We start from the raw sequence: 20,265 nt of genomic DNA on the forward strand, positions 1-20,265 counted from the left end.
GGTTGATGGATGAGGTTTGAAAAATGAAGAAGATTAATGAAATACTCGGAACTGAATTTCCGATAATCCAGGGTGGTATGGCAAACATTGCTACAGGAGAATTTGCGGCAGCCTGTTCAAATGCAGGAGCACTCGGACTTATCGGCGTAGGCGGAATGAACCCTAAGATGCTCAGGGAAGAAATCAGAATATGTAAAAGTAAAACAGATAGGCCGTTTGGTGTTAACATTATGCTTCTGCATCCCGATGCTGATGAGTTTGCGGACATAGTTGTTGAAGAGGGAGTAAAGGTTGTTACAACGGGAGCAGGAAACCCCGCAAAGTACATGGAGAAGTGGAAGGCAGCAGGGATAACTGTTATTCCGGTTGTAGCAGCACCAATACTTGCAAAGGCACTTGAAAAAAGCGGGGCTGACATGATCATTGCAGAGGGCTGTGAGAGCGGAGGACACGTGGGTGAAATGACAACCATGACACTTGTTCCGCAGACAGTCGATGCAGTAAACATTCCTGTAATAGCAGCAGGAGGAATTGCTGATGAGAGACAGGTTAAGGCTGCATTTGCTCTCGGCGCCAGTGGTATCCAGGTTGGAACATGTCTTCTTGCCAGCAATGAATGTCCTATTCACGATAACTACAAAAAGGCAGTTTTGAAGGCAAAAGGAACAGACGCAATTGTAACCGGAAGAATCGGCGGTACACCGGTACGTGTTCTTAAAAACAAAATGACAAGAGAATACATCAGACAGGAAAAGGCAGGAGCCGATCTTATGGAGCTTGAAAAGTTCACACTTGGAAGCCTCAGAAGAGCAGTATTTGAAGGTGACACTGATACAGGAAGTCTCATGGCAGGTCAGACTTGCGGACAGCTTACAAAAATAAGACCTGTAAGGGAGATATTTGAGGAGTTGATGAGAGCATGAAAACAGCATTTTTGTATGCGGGACAGGGGAGCCAGCACAAGGGAATGGGCGAGGATCTCTACCGTGATTATGAAGAATTCAGAGAAGTATTTGACAAGGCAGACCTTGCTTTTGATCTTAAAAAGATGTGTTTTGAAGATCCTAAAGAAGAACTTAATCTCACAAAGTACACGCAGCCATGCATGGTGGCTTTTGCTGCCGGCGTGACAGCAATTTTAAATAAAAACGGAATAAAGCCTGACTACCTTGCAGGCCTTTCTCTTGGCGAATATTCAGCTCTTCATGCCTCAGGGGTATGGGATGCTGTAACTACAGTAAAGCTTGCAGCCTTCAGAGGAGAAGCAATGACGAAGGCTGCTGATGGTGTAGATTCCAAGATGGCAGCAATCATCGGATTATCAAGAGAAAAGCTTACAGAGTGCGTGGAGGAAGCAGCCTCCGAAGGTATTGTTTCAATATGCAATGACAACTGCCCCGGACAGATAGTAATAGGCGGTGAAAAAAATGCAGTTGAAAAGGCTGCGGAACTGGCAAAGGAAAAAGGTGCAAAACGAGCTATGTACCTTAATGTCAGCGGCCCTTTTCATACACAGTTCATGAGTCCTGCGGGGAAAGAGCTTAAAGCATATTTTAAGGATATTACCTTTAATGAAGAGCAGATACCCGTGGTATTTAATGTTACAGGTGATGAGCGTGACAGCTCTGAATCTGTACAGGAGCTTTTGGAAAAACAGGTTAGGAGCGGGGTAAAGATGACTCAGACAATAGAACATCTTCTTTCAAAAGGAGTAAGACGTTTTGTTGAAATCGGCCCCGGAAAAGCTTTGACAGGCTTTGTTAAGCGTACGGCAAAGGAGATGAACATAGATGATATCGAATGCATCACACTTGAAAGCTCCGATAGCATAAAAGAGTATATCGAACTGGCAAGCTGATGAAAAAGGCCGGTATGAGTCAGATAAAAATGCGTTTATAGATGAGAGAGGTAATCGATGACAAGAACAGTAATAGTTACCGGTGGAAGCAGGGGCATTGGCCGTGAGCTTGCAATTAGTTTTTCCAAAAAGAATTACAATGTAGTTATCAGTTATGCCGGAAATGAGGGTGCAGCCGCAGAAACAAAAGCACTGTGCAAGGAAAACGGAGCAGCGGATGTACTCACATTTAAAGGCGATGTATCCGATGAAAATGCCTGTGAAGAGCTGGTAAAAACAGCAATGGAAAAATACGGACAGGTAGATGTCCTTGTAAATAATGCAGGAATCACAAGAGACGGACTTCTTGCAAGAATGAGCGCAGAGGATTTTGACAATGTGATAGCAACAAACCTGCGCGGTGCATTTCTTATGAGCAGGTTTGTAACAAAGCCCATGATGAAACAACGCTACGGCAGGATCATTAACATTTCAAGTGTTGTCGGCGTACATGGCAATGCAGGACAGGCTAACTACAGTGCAAGTAAGGCAGGTCTTATCGGTATGACAAAGAGTATTGCAAAGGAACTTGCATCAAGAAATATTACTGTAAATGCTGTTGCACCGGGGATGATCGAAACGGATATGACTGATGCACTTACAGATGCCCAGAAGGAAAGCATTAATTCATCAATACCTGTAAAGAGAATGGGAACTCCGGCTGATATTGCAAACGCAGTACTTTTCCTTGCAGATGAAAACAGTAGCTACATTACAGGGCATGTTCTTGCAGTTGATGGTGGCATGGGAATCTGATTTTCCTTCAGTTTACTTTAGTACGTAAAAACAGAATGCTCCTAAGAGCGAAGCTGAAAGCATGCATATACAGATGAGAGGACAATATGAAAAGAAGAGTAGTCGTAACAGGTCTTGGCACAATTAATCCTACAGGCAATTCTGTAGAGGAGAGCTGGGACAGTATTAAAAACAGTAGAATCGGAATCGGTGAAATTACAGCATTTGATACTGCGGATTTTAAGACAAAGGTAGCAGCTGAAGTAAAAGATTTTGATCCTGCAAGGAAGCTTGATAAAAAGGAACTTCGCCACATAGCAAGGTTTACTCAGCTGGCATTATATGCAGCAGAGGAAGCTATTGAGGATTCAGGTCTATGCAAGAGTGCAGAAGGTGAATATAAATTTGATACTCCTGTTTCCGAAATTGATGCAGACAGATGCGGAGTAATTGTTTCAAGCGGTATAGGCGGACTTGATGAAATCGAAAAACAGCATGGACGTGCAGAATCAAAGGGCTATAACATGGTAAGCCCATTCTTTGTTCCCATGGCTATCTGCAATATGGCTGCAGCAAGGATTGCAATTTCTCATGGCTTCAAGGGAATGTGCACTTGTCCCGTTACAGCATGCGCAGGTGGAAGTAATGCCATCGGAGATTCCTTTTTCAGAATAAGGGACGGATATGAGGATGTCATGATCTGTGGCGGAACCGAGAGCAGTATTACACCTCTTGGAATAGCAGGTTTCCAGAACATGAAAGCACTTTCCGATGCTACAGATCCTACCCGTGCAAGCATTCCTTTTGATAAAGAAAGAAGCGGCTTTGTAATGGGCGAGGGTAGCGGAATACTCGTTCTCGAAGAATATGAGCATGCAGTAAAAAGGGGTGCCCACATATATGCTGAAATAGTCGGATATGGTAGTAACTGTGACGCATATCATATTACATCTCCTTCACCCGAGGGAGCAGGCGGAGCTGCCTGCATGAAGCTTGCGCTAAAGGATGCCGGAATAAGCGGAACTGATATCGACTACATAAATGCTCACGGAACCTCCACAAGCCTTAATGACAAATACGAAACGGCTGCTATAAAGACTGTTTTTGGAGATCATGCAAAAGAGCTTTTAGTTTCAAGTACAAAGTCAATGACGGGGCACCTTCTTGGTGGTGCCGGCGGAGTAGAAGCCGTATTTAGTGTTAAAGCCCTTGAGGATGGCTTTGTTCCTGCAACCGTTGGACTTAAGGAGACGGATCCCGAACTGGATCTTAACTATGTTCCGGGAAAAGGAATCGAGAAGGAACTTAAATACGTTCTCAGTAACAGCTTGGGATTTGGCGGACACAATGCATGTCTTATCTTTAAGAAGTATGAATGATCACATTAAGAAGGAAAAATTTTAACCATGGATATAGAAGAAAGATCTGAAAAAAAATCACTTACCGCTGAAGAAATCGCCGGTATACTGCCACATCGCTATCCTTTTGCACTTGTAGACAGGATAATCGATCATGAGCCTGGAATCTGGGCCATCGGCAGAAAATGCGTGAGTATGGATGAACCCTTTTTTCAGGGACACTTTCCCGGAAAGCCAATCATGCCCGGCGTACTTATAATCGAGGCACTTGCACAGACAGGAGCAGTAGCAGCACTTTCTCTTCCTGAAAACAAAGGCAAGCTTGCACTTTTCGGAGGCATAAAAAATGCCCGTTTTAAAAAGCCTGTAACACCCGGGGATGTTCTTGAGCTTCGCTGCAAGATGGTAAGGTGCAAAGGCCCTGTTGGAGTGGCAGAAGCTGAGGCACTTGTTGATGGCGTCATTGTAACAAGAGCTGAGATAACTTTTTCAATTGTGTAATATAAAAAGCAGTATACTTACCTGCAATAAGGCTTGTATACTGCTTTGATATTTATAAAGATATACTGACATTATTGTTTAGCATAGGGTTATGCAATGTTGTGCTCAATACTGTACATATTCTCAAGAACTTCTTCAATCATTTTAAATATTTTCATCATAACTAATCCCTCCTTTATAAATGAAAAAGTATATGTTTAAATCTGCCTAACTGTTGCAAAATCCTTTTTAGGGTAGTCAAATTCGATAGCGCTTACGAATTGTTGTTTTCTATGATTAAAGGATAGCATTGAATCAAGCTATTGTATAATACATATATTAACGGATATAATATACCTAAAAGGTATAACAGGAGGCAATCATGGAACTTCGGCACATCAGATACTTTCTTACAATTGCAGAAGAAGGCAGTTTTACCAAAGCAGCTGAAAAGCTCTGTATTGCTCAGCCACCCCTCAGCCGTCAGATACGTGATCTTGAGGAGGAGCTTAACGCCAGACTTTTTGTGAGAAAAGCAAGAGGCCTTGCGCTTACTGAAGCCGGTGAACGTTTCATGCAATATGCAAGGCGAATTAAACAGCTTTCGGATCAGTCCATGGAGGATATCAGGGAGATGAGGGAAGGCTTAAACGGAAGACTTTACCTTGCGACCGTTGAGGGATCAGCGCCTTCACTTTTGGCAAACTGGATTGCGATTTTTAAAAAGAAATACCCTCTTGTTGAATACGAAGTGTGGAATGGGAACTCTGATGATGTTATAAAAAGGGTCCTTTCCGGATTAAACGAAATAGGTATAATAACCTTGCCCTATGATGAAGAGGGACTCGATGGACGCCTCATTTACAATGAACCCTGGGTTGCCATTATTCCGGAGGATCATCCACTGGCTAAGGAAAAGGGCGATAAGATTGAACTGAAAAAGCTTGCTCCTTATGAACTTATTATTCCTTCACGCAGATCACGCAGAAAGGAAATTGAGAAATGGTTTGAACCATTAAACTGTGAACCCAGGATAATCTGCCGCATGGCACATATGTTAAATGCATATGAGCTTACGACAAAAGGTGTGGGGATTGCAATTTATCCGGCATCTGCTGCCAGGTACATAAGTAAAGGTGTAGTGATCAGACAAATCACAAAGCCGGATGTTTCAGCAGGGTATGTTCTTGTTAAGAGCGCAGGACGGGATCTTTCCAAGGTGGGAGAGGCATTTTGGAATATGGTGAATGAGATGTACGATAAAGATAACGCATCTTTTTATCAAAATACAGTACTGTAAGCTTTATGTATGATATACTTAATTTTAGTTTAATAAATTTATAAAGGAATTATTTAAAATGTTTGATTATGCTATAAACCATATTTATGATAAACTTCGTCTTCATTTTTTTATGAAGGTGTACTCCAGATTTGAAAACAGGGAAGCAACTCTTACTACTGTTGAAACCTTCAGTATGGAAGTTATTATGGCTATGGAAGAGCCTACTGTTGCGGAATTTGCAAAAATGCTCAATATCTCATCACCCAATGCTGCACACAGAGTGAAATGCCTTATGCAAAAGGGGTATGTTGAAAAAGTTCAGTCCAAGGATGACGGAAGAGAGTATCATCTTCGTCCTACCAAGAAGTACCTGGACTTTGCCAAGATAAATCAGGACTATCTGAAGATCCTTATGAAGAGAGTTGAAAAGAGATTTTCTCCCGAGGACTACAAGAAACTCAATGAGATGCTTGATATAATCAACAATGAACTTATGCCGGAGCTTGATCTTGCGGCATTTAAGGATGCACCGTTTTAATGCATATGAAAAAGAGAATGATAATTGCAGCGACCTTCAGTTTATTTATCATACTGATGATGGTCGGTTTTTATAATATGAGATTTTCGCAACCGGATAAGGAGATAAGCCAGGAGCAGCTGGTAATAGTATCACCTCATCCGGTTGAGTTTATAAAGCCTCTTATAAATGAATTTGAGAGTGGGACCGGTATTAAATGTAAGGTTACCCAGTGTGGTACGGCGAAGGCACTCGAAGCGATACGTGAGGATGAAAACATTGATATTCTCTGGGGTGGTTCGATTTTAAGTGTCGGAGAAAATGAGGGCGTTTTTTTGCCTTATAAGACTTCGAACACTTATTATTTTGGAGAAGAATTCAAAAATCCCGGGGAAGGCATTACATGTTTTTCAGAGGTCCCCAGCATAATTATGGTCAATTCGGATCTTGCGGGGGACATTACAATTGATGGCTATGAAGATCTTTTAAAACCTGAACTTAAAGGAAAGATTGCCTTTGCGGATCCTTCAAAGTCATCCTCTTCATTTGAACATCTGACTAATATGCTGTATGACATGGGAGACGGCAATCCTGAAAACGGCTGGGATTTTGTAGAGAAATTTATAGGACAGCTGGATGGAGAACTTTCCGACTCTTCATCCCGTGTCTATGAAGGCGTATCTTCCGGAAAATATTACGTTGGCCTTACCTTCGAAGAAGCGGCAGTCACGATGATAAAAAAGAATAAGCATGTCAAAATCGTGTATATGTCCGAGGGGGTTCTGCTGTCACCTGACGGAATTTATATAAACAGTAAGACAAGGAATGAGGAAAACGCCAGGCGATTTGTGGATTTTATGACTGCCTATGACACTCAGAATTTTATCTCAAAAAAACTCGGCAGAAGAAGCATACGGACCGATATTGAGGATTCGGAGCTTGTTAAACCAAGGAAAGAGCTCAATAAGATTAAGGTGGATAAAGAGACGGTAGCCTGTAAAAAACAGGAATGGATAGAAAAATTCAGCGCAATGATGCAATAAGGAATGTAAAAGGAGAGGAATGAGTAAGGAAATAAAATCCTTTCAGGAAAATATCAGGCGTACCTTCATATTGTATTCAATTACCCCGGTTATCGCTGTGGTTTTTACGGCAATCATACTTTTTGTATTTACCTGGAGCATCTACATAGGCTCTGCTAACAGGGGAGATAATCTTAGTATAGGTAATGAGATCAGTGGTATTTTAAATGACTGTTATGCAATGGTTTTTGATTCTGAAAAGGCCATGCTCAAAAACAAAAATAATATAGAGAGCGCAGGTAGCGATCTTTTTAAAGCTCTATACGATTACACTGAAAAGTATGAGGATATAGGAAAACTGATTCTTATCACACCTGACAGAAAGGTCCTCTTTTCCAGCGATGGGGATGTGCCGGAATGTCTCATTGAAGATGAGTATTCAAACTGGGGAGTGTGGAACAGGATAAAAGCAAGTCCTGAAAAAACACTCACCGTTTTATATGATAAAACGTTGTACGTTGTACGAGGAATATACAATAACCAGGGACTGTCCTATGCGATAATATATGAGGTTCCCTCAAGCTCTATTTCAGATATTATCTACAAAAGAAACAGATATTGTACTATAACGGATTCAAACGGATGGGTTTATCTTAATAATACACAGGGGCTTACTGATGAATTCGGACAGATAAACGGGATTTTTGAAGGGAATCTCGGAATTGCCGGGATAGATGGTACAAAGTACATGTGCTATGAAAGCAAACTCCCGGAAGGCCTTATGATTTACACTTTTTCAGATATTACAGGTTATCTTCGGATCATGCTGATAATATCTGCCGTGATAGCTGTCATATTTATGGCAATCATCATTATTGCTTTCAGAAGCACGGCAACAAGCTCTGAAATCTACACACGTGATGTTAAAAAGATTGAGGATGCCTTCGAGGCTGTTTCAAACGGTGATCTTGAGGTGGGGCTTAAAATAGACAGTAGTAAAGAGTTTCAGATTATCGGCAATGATTTTAATAAGATGCTTGACAGTTTAAAAACGCAGATTGACGAAAACCGTGAGCTTGCGGAAAATGTTGCATTCGCTCAGGTTAAGCGTCTTGAGAGTCAGTTTGATCCGCATTTTCTTTTTAATACACTTGATAATATCAGATTCATGGCGAAAATCGATGCGGACGCTGCAGATAAAATGATAGTCTCTCTATCCGGGCTTTTGAGATACAGCATAAGAGAAACCAAGGAAGAGGTGACTATCAGAGAGGATCTTGATAATCTTCAATACTATCTGAATATTTTGCAGATAAGATTCAACAAGCGTTTTGCTTACGATATAAATGTTCCTGAGGATATCAGGGATTTGCTGATCCCCAAGCTACTGATCCAGCCTCTTTTGGAAAATGCGGTTAAGTACGGTTTTGGCGAAAAGGAAAAGCTTACAGTAAATATTAACGGATATCAGCATCAGGGAAAGCTGATATTTATATGTGAGGATGACGGTGTTGGAATCGATGATGAAACGCTGGCAGGTATCAAGCTTAAGCTGATCGATCTTAATACCGAACAACAGCATATTGGTATTTATAACATACATAAGAGAATAAAGCTGATGTATAAAGGGGATTACGGTCTTGATATCACAAGTAAGAAAGGCGAAGGAACTACAGTCAGACTGGTCCTTCCGATAAGGACCATATAATACTTCTTTTTATTGTGGAAGACGGCATGAAGTGCCGGATGAGGGGGGACTATGTACAGAGTCTTAATAGCTGAGGATGAAGACATCATTCGTAAAGGAATTGCATATACGATGGATTGGATTTCCATGGGGTGCACGATCATAGGTGAAGCCGCTAACGGCAAAGAAGGCATTGAACAGATAAAAGCGCTTTCACCTGATATTGTTCTGACAGATATCATGATGCCTGTTGTTGATGGTATTGAGATGATAAAAAAAGGTCAGGATATCGCTGTTTTTAAATCCATTATTATGACAAGCTATGCAGATTTTGAGTATGCAAAACAGGCAATAGAGCTTGGTGTTTCCGCTTATCTGATGAAGCCTGTGGATGAAGCTGAACTAAGAAGCAGTGTTGAGAAAATAACCGCAGAAATAGAGAAAGACAGACAGCTTCGCCAACTTACTGAAAAGATGAAAACAGCAGATGACTTTGATGCCTTATTTATAAAGAGTGATAAGGATAATGATTATGTTCAGCAGATACTTCTCTCAACAAAGGAGCGGTTTGCTGACAAGATCAGTATGGAGACCTTTTCGGAGGAATTTGGTGTTTCGGCCAGTTACCTCTCCAGGAAGTTCAAGGAAGCGACCGGGCAGACTTATATAGATTTTTTGAACAGGTATCGTATACAGAAGGCTGTAAAACTCCTTGAAACCGGTACCTACAAGATTTACGAGGTTTCAGAGCTCACAGGCTTTAGTGATTACAAGTATTTCAGTACGGTTTTTAAAAAGTACACTGACAGTTCGCCCTCTGACTTCGTAAATTGATAGATGGACAGATACTATAGTTTATCAATATTTAAGAATGAGCTTATCGCAATAATGATATAATCACATTATGTAAGCGTGTAATACCCTAAACAGTGCCGGATATGTTTATATAATGGGGGGTTGATTATGGGCGAAAATTCTTTGTTTATGGATAATGCATTTCATATATTGAGTATTGTAGTGTTCTGTATTGTTTTATTAACGGTAATCAATATCGTAAAAAACAAGGTTTTGTCCATTAAAATTCTTCATAGAAAATACATGCTTCAGCTTGCACAGCTCATAATAATCGTACTGTGCATCTTAAGAGTGACCAACATTTTAAATCCTTCACTTAACCTGCGTAGTATACTTCTTACAGGTTCTGCTGTAATTGTTGCAATTGTCGGCTTTGCGGCACAGACCGCTATTGCTGATGTTATCTGCGGTTTTCTGATAAGTATCCACAAGCCCTTTGAGATCGGGGACAGAATAATAATAGATGGTCTTGATCCGGGGATAGTTGAGGATATCACACTAAGGCACATTGTTGTTGCAATCTACGACGGTCTTAAGATCATTGTTCCAAACAGTCAGCTTAATTCAAAAACAGTTACCAATTTTAGCTATAAAAATAAAGAACGAAACGGAGTCCATCTTCAATATTCAGTCAGCTTTGATACTGATGTACAAAAGGCAATGGACATAATAAGAGATTGCGTTGCCGAAAGTCCGTATACTCTCGGCGCTCAAAGAAATGGTGTTATGGAAGATTCGGGTCCCGTATATTTTTTGAAATTTGCTGACAGTGCATTACTTTTGGATACAACTATTTTTGTTCAAAAAGGAACAAGTACCTACGTAGCAACGACCGATGTAAATATTCGTGTAAATGAAGCGTTTAAGAAAAATGGAATTGAGATTCCATACAATTATCTTAATGTTATCGAGATGGAACAAACTAAGCAGGATGCTCCCATACAGGAAAAAATCAGAAAAACATTACCGGAGAGAAGACACTATAGAACAAATAACATAAGGTTAACCGGCGATGATGCCGATGTACAAAAAGCTACGGAACTGTCAGGACATTTTTCGGATAGGCAGAGACTGGTACCCAAAGATGCCAAACTGATAGAGCTTTTGACCGAGGAATCGTTATCACTTTTTAAAACTCTGGTCGGTGCAGCCAAAGCCAATATGTGGATTGAGGGAAGCGGATACGAATTCAGAATCCATATCAGTCTTAATACCAGGATAGGTACAGATGAATATAAGCGTCTTCTTGCTGTTTCCAGTACTGGTAGAAATGAAGCCTTTAAGGGAGTGGCGGGACATATCTTTGATGCTATGATGCGCGGCGTTCAGGCGGTTGACAGCAGCGACAATAATCAGAAATTTGTCTGGGATATGAATAGCAAGGAGATAACCCAGGATGAGCTCAGCGAGTCAATCCTCGGAGCATTTGCAAGCGGAATAAAAATCAGTGTTACGAAGGAAAACGTTGAGTTCATAGTTGAAAAGGCAAGGGAAGATAAAAAATCCTGAACCCTGTTCAGATTTTCGGATAATAAAACAGAAAATTGGGTATTAAAAATTTTATGAATTTTTTATTATTTATTTATCTAATGACCGAAACTGAAAGGAGAAGGATTATGAAAAAGAAATTAGCATTGGTATTGGCGGGAGTTATGACACTTAGCCTCATCGGATGTGGAGGCGGTGCAGGAAATGATGCACCTGCAGCTACGAATGAGACAAGCACGGAAAAGGCAGAAGAGAAAGCTGCTGAGACAACAGAGGCAGCAGATACAACAGAAACTACAGAAGAAACTGCTTCAGAGGATGCAGCAGCTACAGAAGTCGGAGGAATGGAAGAACTGATCGAAGCTGCTAAGGCTGACGGCGAACTGGTTGTTTACGGTTCCTGCGAAGAGGAGTATCTGGCAGCAGCATGTGAGCATTTTGAAGAGCTCTACGGAATCAAGGTTCAGTATCAGCGCCTTTCAACAGGTGAGGTACAGAGTAAGATCGAAGAAGAGAACGGCAATCCTTCAGGTGATGTATGGTTTGGCGGCACAACAGATCCTTACAATGTATCAGCAAGTGAGGGTCTTCTTGAAGCATATGAGGCTCAGAATGCAAGCCACCTTATAAGTGACACATATCGTGACAAGGATGGATACTGGTATGGTATCTACAAGGGAATCCTTGGATTTATGGTTAACAAGGATGAGCTTGAGCGCAAGGGACTTGATGAGCCTGCAGACTGGAAGGATCTTCTTGATGAGAAATATAAGGGACTCATCTGGCTTTCAAACTACAACACAGCAGGAACAGCTAAACTTGTTATCAATACAATGATCCAGAAATACGGACATGATGAAGGTATTCAGTATCTTGTAGATCTCGATAAGAACATCGAAGTTTATACAAAGTCCGGTTCAGGCCCTTCCAAGAATATTGGAACAGGCGAGTGTACAATCGGTATCGGTTTCCTTCATGATGGAATTACACAGATTGTTGACAATGGCTATGGCAATATCGGTCTTATCATTCCTTCAACAGGAACTTCCTTCGAAGTAGGTGCTACAGCAATCTTCAAGGGTTGTGCACATCCCAATGCTGCTAAGCTTTGGATTGAGTATGCTCTTTCACCTGATTGCGTAGAGCTTGCTGCTCAGAACGGTTCTTATCAGTTCCTGGTAATTGATAATGCTAAGCAGCCTGAAGTAGCAGCTGAGTATGGTCTTGATCCTGAAAATGTTATGGATTATGACTTCGAAGACGCTAAACAGAACACCGAGACATATATTGAAGAAGTTATGAATGCACTCGGAAGTGCTGCTGATGATCGTTTCCAGACGGAATAATACTTAATAGATAAGTTTCCTAACGGGCGGGTATGCGACATCCGCCCGTTAATTATCGCAATTTTCACTAAACATAAGTTTGCAGAGGAGGACAAAATGGCTAAGAGTCAAAGTGCCAGTCTGGATAGAAAAAAACTCATGGCAGACCCGATAATGGTTACTACCATTGTACTGTTGGTTGCTTTTCTTACAATCTTTATTCTTTACCCGCTTGCAATATTGCTGGTGGACAGTTTCATTTCGGATAACGGATTTACACTGGATATTTTTAAAAGAGTAATGGGGCTTGCCAATTTCAGACGGGCTATAACAAATACACTTAAGGTAGGATTTCTGGTGGGCATCGCATCAGCTCTCATAGGACTTCTTTTTGCCTATGTTGAAGTTTATGTAAAGCTCAGAACAAAATTTATGGGTGGACTTTTCAAGGTGGTTTCAATGCTTCCTGTAGTATCACCGCCCTTTGTTTTATCACTTTCAATGATAATGCTTTTTGGAAAAGCCGGTATCATTACAAGATTTTTATTAAAAATCTATGACAACAGTGTCTACGGTTTCTGGGGTATAGCAATAGTTCAGACACTTACATTTTTCCCTGTATGTTACATGATGCTCAAGGGACTTTTGAAAAATATCGATCCGTCACTTGAAGAAGCGGCGAGAGATATGGGAGCATCAAGATTTAAGGTATTTATGACAGTAACGCTGCCGCTCATCCTTCCGGGTCTCGGAAATGCGTTTCTTGTTACCTTCATCGAGTCAATTGCCGATTTCGCAAACCCGATGATCATCGGTGGTTCATATGATACACTTGCAACCACTATTTACCTGCAGATTACAGGTGCCTATGACAAAGAGGGTGCAGCCGCAATGGCGGTAGTTCTTCTTGGGATAACACTTCTGATGTTTGTTGTTCAGAAATATTATCTGGAGGCAAAGAGTACCGCAACACTTTCAGGAAAAGCTTCAAGAGAACGTATGCTTATCACTGATAAGAGTGTTACCGTACCGCTCACTATCCTTTGCTCCGCACTTGCAATTTTCGTAATAATGATGTATATATGCGTACCTTTTGGTGCGATGTTCAAGACCTGGGGATATGATTTCCACCTTACCTTTAAATGGTTTGGCCAGGTATTCACAAAATATAAGGGACTTAAGGCCTTTAAGGACAGCTTTATTCTGTCACTTATCTCAGCTCCGATAACCGCTCTATTGTCCATGATCATTTCTTATCTCGTGGTAAAGAGAAAGTTTAAGTCAAAAGGCTTCATTGAAGCAGTTTCCATGCTTGCAATGGCGGTTCCCGGAACAGTACTCGGCATAGGATATATCAGAGGCTTTTCAGGTGGTATTTTCGGAACAGGAATTCTTCAGAGTCTTTATGGAACAGGTGCAATTCTTGTTATCGTGTTCATAGTACGAAGCCTTCCTACAGGTACACGAAGCGGTATTTCTGCTCTCAGACAGATTGATAAGAGTATTGAAGAATCTGCTTACGATATGGGTGCTGACAGCTTTAAAGTATTTATGACAGTAACACTTCCGCTTATCAAGGATAGCTTCCTCAGCGGTTTTGTAACATCCTTTGTACGTAGTATTACTGCTATCAGTGCGATCATCCTGTTGGTAACACCTTCTTATCTGCTGATCACGGTTCAGATCAACGAGTTTGCGGAAAAAGGTTCCTACGGAATTGCCTGCGCCTTTGCGACAATCCTTATCATCATCACATACAGTGCGGTCCTTATTATGAATCTTCTTATGAAATTCTTCGGAACAAGCCGCAAGGTGGATCTGGATGATTAACGAACAATGATAATAAAGCCTTCCCTTAGGGGGAACAACTGACAAACAACAATATTTTAAGCGCATTACATGCGAGATAGGTGGTAATAATGTCAAAAGAGAAAAAGGGTGTACGCCTTGAACATATATCAAAAATTTATAAAGATCCTAAAACAGGAAAGGATTTTTATGCAGTAAAGGATCAGAATCTTGAGATTGAACCCGGCAGCTTTGTAACCCTGCTTGGTCCTTCAGGATGTGGTAAAACAACAACTCTTCGTATGATAGCGGGCTTTGAGTCTCCTGATGAGGGAGAGATTTACCTTGGCGGTGAGCCTATAAATGCGCTCACACCCAATAAGCGTGATACAGCCATGGTTTTCCAGAGCTATGCACTGCTTCCTCATTACAACATTTTTGATAACGTTGCTTATGGACTTAAGCTTCGCAAGATGGATGCTGCAACAATAAAGAGAAAGGTTACTGATATTCTTGCACTTGTAGGTCTTGAAGGTATGGAAAACCGTATGACAAACCAGCTTTCAGGCGGACAGCAGCAGAGAGTAGCTCTTGCGAGAGCGCTTGTAATTGAGCCGGGTGTACTTCTTTTTGATGAACCTCTCTCAAACCTGGATGCAAAGCTTCGTGTTTCCATGCGTACAGAGATCAGAAGAATCCAGCAGGAAGCAGGTATAACAGCTATTTACGTAACTCATGACCAGTCAGAGGCAATGGCTATTTCCGATAAGGTCATCATAATGAACAAGGGACTGGTTGAGCAGGTGGCAACACCTCAGGAAGCTTATTACTATCCTAAGAGCAAATTTGTGGCTGATTTCATAGGTGAGTGTAATTTCCTGAAGGCAAAGGTTACAGCTCAGGATCAGGTGGATGTAAATGGTCACAGCATAAAGTGTGCAACCGGCAGTCTCTTTGTTGGAGCAGAGTGCAACATGGTTCTTCGTCCTGAGGGTGCAACCCTTTCCGATACAGGTATAGTTAAGGGACTTGTTGAATATTCATGTTTCATGGGAGCTTATCAGGATTATCACATTAAGATTGGTGAGAACCTGGTTAAGATTCAGGAATATAATCCGAAAAATAAGAAGATTTACAAAGTCGGCGATGAGGTTTATCTTAACTTTGAGGATAACACATTGTACGCATTATAAAACGCACTTATCCTAAGCGTTATAAATGGAGATATATAATGGGTTTTGGCAGTTTTTTGGAATTTTTACAGAGTACAAATGATGTTGCGGTAGCTATAAGGCTTGCTCTTGCTACTTTTTTGGGAAGTCTTGTGGGATGGGAACGTCTTGTAAGACACCATAGTGCGGGTATTAAAACCTTTGCGCTTGTAAGTCTCGGGTCTGCCGTTGCAACCGCCCTGAATGTTTATCTTGCTATGATGCCGGGGCTAAATGCCGACGTCAGCCGTATTCCGGCAGGTGTCGTAAGCGGTATAGGTTTTCTTGGGGCGGGAACAATTCTTGTTACAGGTAAAAAACAGATTAAAGGTCTGTCAACGGCTGCGTCCCTTTGGGTTACATCCTGTATGGGAATGGCTATTGGCGGAGGATACATTATAGTCGGGATCACATGCTTTATGCTCATAGCATTCTCCAATCTGGTTCTTCTTCACGCAAGTAAGAAGGTTGAAGAGCACAGTATGTATATGAGTATATATATTGAGGTCAATAAGAATCATGGTGTTACAAAGCTCTCCAAACTCCTTTCAGATGAGGGCTTTGTGATCACCAGCCTCTCTAAGAGCAAGGAAAAAACCTTAAGATCCTCCGATACAGGTCTTATTATTGATCTCGAACTGGATAAAAGACGTGCCCATGATGAGATTTTGCAGATATTCAACGAGCTTGAATATGTGAATTATGTCGAGGAAATCTGACGGAAAAAATGTTGGTGCATTTTGATTCAGAAAATGCTACTATACTGTAGCTATGAAAAATAAAAGTATTACAACGGGCTCTATATGGAAGAATATGTTGTCGTTCTTTTTTGCACTTCTTCTCGGAGCCTTTTTTCAACAATTATATAATACGGTAGATGCCATCATTGTTGGCAGGACTGTCGGAAGTGATGCACTGGGTGCGGTAGGCGGTTCTGCAGCGATGGTGGTTAATCTGTTTCTTGGGTTTTTCCTTGGACTGTCATCAGGCGCTACTGTTGTGATCTCGCAGTTTTACGGAGCAGATAAGAAAACTGAGATAGAAAAAGCGGTCCATACGGCGATAGCACTTTCGATAGCCGGAGGTGCTGCCATCATGGTTATAGGAGTTATGATTGCTCCATGGATCATAAGCGTAATGAGCACACCCGCGGAACAGGCAGAAGCAGCGACAATGTATCTGCGTATTTTTTTCCTGGGAATGATACCTAACCTTGTTTACAACATGGGAGCCGGGATTCTGAGGGCTGTCGGTGATTCAAGGCGTCCTCTTATTGTTCTTATAATAAGCTGCGTTATAAACATTGTCCTTGATGTCTTATTTGTTATTGTCTTTGGACTTGGAAAAATGGGAGATGTCTACGGAGTATCAGGCGTTGCGGTTGCGACCATTTTATGCCAGCTTATAAGCGCAGTGATAGTCATCGGAATTCTTGCAAAATCAAAGGCAAGCTACAGAGTAAATATCAGGAAAATAAGATTTGATTTTGGCATGCTTTTAAGGATCGTAAAGATAGGAATACCCGCAGGTTTTCAGACTACCACATATACACTCTCAAATACGCTTATACAGTCATCAATCAACAGTCTTGGTAAGGATGTTGCATCCGCCTGGGCTGCCTACGGAAAAATAGATGTCCTGTTCTGGATGACAATCGGTGCACTGGGAACAGTAGCAACAACCTTTGCCGGTCAAAATTATGGTGCAGGTAAGTACGACAGAGTAAGAAACAGCACCAGACAGGCGCTGGCGATAGCTGCCATTATCACTATTCCGATGAGCTTTTTCTTCTGTGCCTATGGAGATACACTTCTGCGAATATTTGTTACTGATCAGAGCGTTATAGATATAGGAGTGCAGATGATAATTTACCTTTCGCCCTTCTATATTACATATATCTGTGTTGAGATATTTGCGGGTGTTTTGCGCGGAATGGGAGCGGCTTTCATGCCAATGCTTATTACACTTTGCGGAATATGCGTCCTCAGAGTTGGATGGATCCTGGTGGTTTTCCCGATGAGAAGAACCGTTGAGACAATAGAAATGAGTTATCGAATAACCTGGTGTGTTACATCTGCTCTGTTTTTGGGATATTACCTATTCTTTATAAAAAAACACAGGATTAAATAAATCTGTTAAATGCGGAAAATATAAACGAAGCCCCATATGACCGGTGTCATATGGGGCTTCGTTTATTCCGGTTTAATTTGTTAAGCGTTGTGCTCAGCGAGATAATCATTGAGAGCATCGGTAATCTCGTCACCGTCAATGCCGTGAACCGCACATGCCTCTGAAAGAGACTCCATCTGTGAAGCGGGGCAGTGGATACAACCCATTCCACACTCCATAAGAAATTGTGCTGCAAGGGGGTGCTTTGTAATGATCTCACCCACAAGCATATCTGAAGTAATCATCTGATCGCTCATAATATCCTCCTAATATAAATACATGTCTATATCTGACTGTAAGTGCCAAAAAGTTATAGCACACATTAAACAACAGTTGCATTGAATTTTAACAAGAATAAAATCAATTTACAAGTCATTTATTATATTTTGATAAATTTATGCTTTATCAAATTTTTATAGAGGCTTTAGCCTGTCTTAATTGAATACATCTGCGGTTATATCCTAAAATTTTAATACAATGCAGTCAGTCTGTGTTTTTATTTTAATGCTTTTAGTTAAGGAGCGAATCTATGAAAAAAATACTGATTGTAGATGATGAAGAGATAATTTTGCGGCTTACGGAAAATGTTCTGAAGGACAAGTATGAGACCCTTTTGGCATCTTCCGGAGAAGAAGCTATCAGAGTTTTTGATGAGTGCCTGCCAGATCTTGTGCTGTCTGATCTGCAGATGCCCTCTATGTCGGGATATGATCTCCAGAGCATAGTTCACACAGAAATAGATCCTGCAATTCCCTTTATTTTTATGACTGCCGATGAGAGTGATGACAGTGAGAGCATGGGGCTTGAACAGGGAGCGGCTGATTATATCAGAAAGCCTGTAAAAGCGGCTCTTCTTATCAAGAGAATAGAACGGGTTTTGGATAATGTTGATGAAAACAGACGCCTTAAGGCAGCAGCACAAATTGATGCCATGACCGGGCTTTTGAACAAGGCAGCGGCAGAGAGTGTTTTAAACGGGATTTGTCTTAAGAAAAAGGGAACGCTTCTTGCTCTTGATCTGGACAGTTTTAAGCTGGTAAACGATCTGTACGGACATGATATGGGCGACAGGATACTTATACGATTTGCTGAGCTTATCAAATCCGTTATAAGGAAAGAGGATATTGCGGGACGTATAGGCGGAGATGAGTTCATTGTCTTTTGCGAAAATCTGACAAATCAGAGTGTAATAGCCGAAAAGGTAGAATTTCTTAATAACGAAATCAATAAATCTGCAAGTGAGTTTGTCGGGAAAGATATCGAAATCCCGCTTGGCTGTTCCGGTGGTGCTGTAGAGGTCCCTGAGAACGGAGAAAGCTATTTAAAGCTTTTTGTTAAGGCGGATTCAGCTCTTTACAGGACCAAACAGAACGGTAAGCATGGCTGCTCGTTTTATGAAGAAGAGAGCGAAAAGACCTCTGTGAGCAATGTCAGCAGCTTTGATAATCTGAGGATTATTTTTAACGAAAGAAATATGGGCCGCGGTGCCTTGAATGCCGATAATGATTCCTTCAGGACAATTTATCGTTTTCTCAATCGCTTTTTAAGCAACTATCAGTGGGATATCAGAATGGTAATGTTTACGATAGTCACTGATGATGAGAATATAAATGAAATTACCGACAAATTTATTGAACTTGCATCCACTAAATTACGTGGAAGTGATGTAATTTTAAAATTCAACAAAAATCAGGTCATCATGCTTTTCATGAAGGTAAATGATGAAAATTATACGATACCGATTCTGCGTGTACTTGGAGCATGGGATAAGGATGGAATACCCGGAGTGGAAATAACCTATGAGGCTGAGAGTATAGACGGCAGAGATCGGGGCGATGATGTTGATAATGAGATAACGGAGCAGGTGAAAAGAGAGGAGGAAAAGCTTCCCAAATGGTTTTTCCACGAACCGCTCATTGATATTCATGAGGGCCTTAAGAACGCTGTTACAGCCGACTCCTATCTCTCTTCTGTAGACATTTTCCTGGAATATGTGGAAAACAATATAGAGGAGCTCCAAAAGTATATCGACGAGAATGATATTACGAATTATAAAATAAAAGTTCACGGAATAAAAAGTACATCAAGAATTATCGGCGCAATGAGGCTTTCTATGATGGCTGCCTCTTTGGAAAGGGCCGGAGTTGATAATAATTTCAAGTTTATAAAAAGCCAGCATAAGGCCTTCATAGATGAATACAGGCTTTATGCAAAGGTGCTGACAGAGCATATGTATCCAGGCACAAAAGAGAAGATATCAGAGGAAAAGCTGATGGATGCCATGACAGCTTTGAAAGAATTTTCCAGGGCAGAGGATTTTTCACTTGTTGAAATGACTCTGGACTCACTGAAAATGTATGAACTTCCGCCTGCAGAAGGAGAAAAGATAGCAGAGCTGAAGCATTGTCTTTTAAATCTTGACTGGGATAGAATACATAAACTTCTATAATA

The 20,265-nt window shown here is 41.1% G+C and carries 18 protein-coding genes; 17 read left to right on the plus strand and 1 reads right to left on the minus strand.

All coding sequences use genetic code 11. The features are described from left to right. The first annotated feature begins 23 nt into the window (after positions 1 to 23). From BV60_RS0106655 to BV60_RS0106730, 16 genes are all read left to right on the plus strand, one after another. Positions 24 to 923: a DUF561 domain-containing protein gene (locus tag BV60_RS0106655; RefSeq protein WP_029320396.1), complete on the plus strand. Its 900-nt coding sequence runs from the start codon at positions 24 to 26 to the stop codon at positions 921 to 923. Further along, the gene (fabD, locus tag BV60_RS0106660) at positions 920 to 1,858 is read left to right on the plus strand and encodes an ACP S-malonyltransferase (RefSeq protein WP_029320398.1); all 939 of its coding nucleotides are present in this window, start codon (positions 920 to 922) and stop codon (positions 1,856 to 1,858) included. Before BV60_RS0106655 ends, fabD begins: the two co-directional genes overlap by 4 nt. A 57-nt stretch (positions 1,859 to 1,915) precedes the next feature. After that, complete coding sequence (gene fabG, locus BV60_RS0106665; protein WP_029320399.1) at positions 1,916 to 2,653, plus strand: 3-oxoacyl-[acyl-carrier-protein] reductase; 738 nt, start codon at positions 1,916 to 1,918, stop codon at positions 2,651 to 2,653. Positions 2,654 to 2,739: 86 nt separating this feature from the next. Next, positions 2,740 to 4,011 carry a beta-ketoacyl-ACP synthase II gene (gene fabF / locus BV60_RS0106670; protein WP_029320401.1) on the plus strand — a complete coding sequence of 424 codons (1,272 nt, stop codon included), beginning with the start codon at positions 2,740 to 2,742 and terminating at the stop codon, positions 4,009 to 4,011. A gap of 27 nt (positions 4,012 to 4,038) precedes the next feature. After that, the gene (gene fabZ / locus BV60_RS0106675) at positions 4,039 to 4,491 is read left to right on the plus strand and encodes a 3-hydroxyacyl-ACP dehydratase FabZ (RefSeq protein WP_029320402.1); all 453 of its coding nucleotides are present in this window, start codon (positions 4,039 to 4,041) and stop codon (positions 4,489 to 4,491) included. A gap of 361 nt (positions 4,492 to 4,852) precedes the next feature. Beyond that, positions 4,853 to 5,770 carry a LysR family transcriptional regulator gene (locus BV60_RS0106680; protein ID WP_029320403.1) on the plus strand — a complete coding sequence of 306 codons (918 nt, stop codon included), beginning with the start codon at positions 4,853 to 4,855 and terminating at the stop codon, positions 5,768 to 5,770. Between the two features lie 58 nt (positions 5,771 to 5,828). Continuing rightward, positions 5,829 to 6,290, plus strand: coding sequence for a MarR family winged helix-turn-helix transcriptional regulator (locus BV60_RS0106685; protein WP_029320404.1), 462 nt, complete (start codon positions 5,829 to 5,831; stop codon positions 6,288 to 6,290). Continuing rightward, a complete protein-coding gene (locus tag BV60_RS0106690) occupies positions 6,290 to 7,312 on the plus strand; it encodes an extracellular solute-binding protein (protein WP_051656561.1) in 1,023 nt (340 codons plus the stop codon). Before BV60_RS0106685 ends, BV60_RS0106690 begins: the two co-directional genes overlap by 1 nt. Before the next feature lie 19 nt (positions 7,313 to 7,331). Then, positions 7,332 to 8,999 (plus strand): sensor histidine kinase, encoded by a 1,668-nt coding sequence (locus tag BV60_RS21760; RefSeq protein ID WP_051656562.1) that lies wholly within the window; start codon positions 7,332 to 7,334, stop codon positions 8,997 to 8,999. A 51-nt stretch (positions 9,000 to 9,050) separates the two neighbouring features. Next, a complete protein-coding gene (locus BV60_RS0106700) occupies positions 9,051 to 9,812 on the plus strand; it encodes a response regulator transcription factor (RefSeq protein WP_029320407.1) in 762 nt (253 codons plus the stop codon). A 129-nt stretch (positions 9,813 to 9,941) separates the two neighbouring features. Continuing rightward, complete coding sequence (locus BV60_RS0106705; protein WP_029320408.1) at positions 9,942 to 11,342, plus strand: mechanosensitive ion channel family protein; 1,401 nt, start codon at positions 9,942 to 9,944, stop codon at positions 11,340 to 11,342. A gap of 107 nt (positions 11,343 to 11,449) precedes the next feature. After that, positions 11,450 to 12,667: an ABC transporter substrate-binding protein gene (locus BV60_RS0106710; RefSeq protein WP_029320409.1), complete on the plus strand. Its 1,218-nt coding sequence runs from the start codon at positions 11,450 to 11,452 to the stop codon at positions 12,665 to 12,667. Positions 12,668 to 12,763: 96 nt separating this feature from the next. Continuing rightward, the gene (locus tag BV60_RS0106715) at positions 12,764 to 14,476 is read left to right on the plus strand and encodes an ABC transporter permease (RefSeq protein ID WP_029320410.1); all 1,713 of its coding nucleotides are present in this window, start codon (positions 12,764 to 12,766) and stop codon (positions 14,474 to 14,476) included. Between the two features lie 89 nt (positions 14,477 to 14,565). Beyond that, the gene (locus tag BV60_RS0106720) at positions 14,566 to 15,627 is read left to right on the plus strand and encodes an ABC transporter ATP-binding protein (protein WP_029320411.1); all 1,062 of its coding nucleotides are present in this window, start codon (positions 14,566 to 14,568) and stop codon (positions 15,625 to 15,627) included. Between the two features lie 38 nt (positions 15,628 to 15,665). Beyond that, the gene (locus tag BV60_RS0106725) at positions 15,666 to 16,364 is read left to right on the plus strand and encodes an MgtC/SapB family protein (RefSeq protein ID WP_029320412.1); all 699 of its coding nucleotides are present in this window, start codon (positions 15,666 to 15,668) and stop codon (positions 16,362 to 16,364) included. A 52-nt stretch (positions 16,365 to 16,416) separates the two neighbouring features. Next, positions 16,417 to 17,775, plus strand: coding sequence for an MATE family efflux transporter (locus BV60_RS0106730; protein ID WP_029320413.1), 1,359 nt, complete (start codon positions 16,417 to 16,419; stop codon positions 17,773 to 17,775). Between the two features lie 80 nt (positions 17,776 to 17,855). On the opposite strand, the gene BV60_RS0106735 is transcribed toward BV60_RS0106730, so the two are convergent. Next, the gene (locus tag BV60_RS0106735; RefSeq protein WP_029320414.1) at positions 17,856 to 18,071 is read right to left on the minus strand and encodes a DUF1858 domain-containing protein; all 216 of its coding nucleotides are present in this window, start codon (positions 18,069 to 18,071) and stop codon (positions 17,856 to 17,858) included. Between the two features lie 272 nt (positions 18,072 to 18,343). On the opposite strand from BV60_RS0106735, the gene BV60_RS0106740 reads away from it, so the two are divergent. Further along, positions 18,344 to 20,263, plus strand: a complete 1,920-nt coding sequence (locus BV60_RS0106740; RefSeq protein WP_029320415.1) for a diguanylate cyclase domain-containing protein — start codon at positions 18,344 to 18,346, stop codon at positions 20,261 to 20,263. The last annotated feature ends 2 nt before the right edge of the window (positions 20,264 to 20,265 follow it).

Origin of the sequence: Butyrivibrio sp. AE3004, assembly GCF_000703165.1 — a bacterium.
Lineage (GTDB): Bacteria > Bacillota > Clostridia > Lachnospirales > Lachnospiraceae > Butyrivibrio.